Raw genomic sequence first — 910 nt, 5'->3', positions numbered from 1 at the left:
GTTTAATTGATGCCTCGAAAGTTTCTACAAAACTAATTGAAAAAGAAATAAATATTGTTGCAAAAGCCAGTTTTGGTTTTGGTGACGTCAACGGATGTGTGATCTTTAAAAAATATATATAAGCTATGAATAACGAAGAAATTTTAGAGAAATTAAAACCGATTGTAAAACCATTTGTCAAGAATGAGGAAGCTTTTGCCAATCTTACTGAAGACACTGATTTTATTACCGATTTGCAAATAAATTCGGCCAATTTAGTAGATATTGTTTTAGATACTGAAGAAGCTTTTGACATAGAAATTGATACTGCTTCAATGGAAAAAATGGTTTCTATTAAAGCAACTTTAGAAATTATAAAAACCAAATTGGCGGCAAAGTGATTGGAAACGACATAGTAGATTTGGCTTTAGCTAAAAACCCAAGCAATTGGAAACGAAAAGGATATTTGGATAAAATATTCACCGTTTCGGAACAATTACTGATTCAAAAATCTACAAATCAAGAACTTGCAATTTGGAATTTATGGAGTAGAAAGGAAGCGGTTTACAAAATTATTCTTCAAAAAGGAGGAAATCGAGGTTATTATCCTACCAAAATTGAATGTTTGGATTTGAATCTTGAAAATGGAATCGTACAATTTGAAAAGCAAATTTTTCATACAAAAACAATTGTAACAGGAGATTCGGTTTATTCAATAGCTGTTGAAAATGTAAGCGATATTCAAAATGTTAAAACTCTCGAAAACAGTCATTTACTCTTTAAAGTTGATGGGATTCCGTTTATTTCAATTAATAATGAAGTGAAAAATGCATCAAAAACCCATCACGGAAATTTTGAAAGAATAGTTTATTTGGATGCTTAGCTTTTAGTTCTAAAGTCGCTCAATTGCTTCAGTAACAATGGATTTCAT

The 910-nt window shown here is 30.2% G+C and carries 2 protein-coding genes; both read left to right on the top strand.

From position 1 onward, the window contains the following. Positions 1-125: 125 nt before the first annotated feature. Positions 126-380 carry an acyl carrier protein gene (locus tag DIU01_RS05560; RefSeq protein ID WP_290832301.1) on the top strand — a complete coding sequence of 85 codons (255 nt, stop codon included), beginning with the start codon at positions 126-128 and terminating at the stop codon, positions 378-380. Beyond that, a complete protein-coding gene (locus DIU01_RS05555; RefSeq protein ID WP_290832299.1) occupies positions 377-862 on the top strand; it encodes a 4'-phosphopantetheinyl transferase superfamily protein in 486 nt (161 codons plus the stop codon). Before DIU01_RS05560 ends, DIU01_RS05555 begins: the two co-directional genes overlap by 4 nt. Positions 863-910: the final 48 nt, after the last annotated feature.

It is taken from the genome of Flavobacterium sp., assembly GCF_003525665.1.
GTDB lineage: Bacteria > Bacteroidota > Bacteroidia > Flavobacteriales > Flavobacteriaceae > Flavobacterium.
The sequence above is the reverse complement of the archived record's forward strand: the minus strand, read 5'-3'. Positions and strand labels throughout refer to the sequence as shown.

Coding starts and splice junctions, on each gene's coding strand:
- DIU01_RS05560 (WP_290832301.1), top strand. CDS start 126: ATGAATAACGAAGAAATTTTAGAGAAATTAAAACCGATTGTAAAACCA.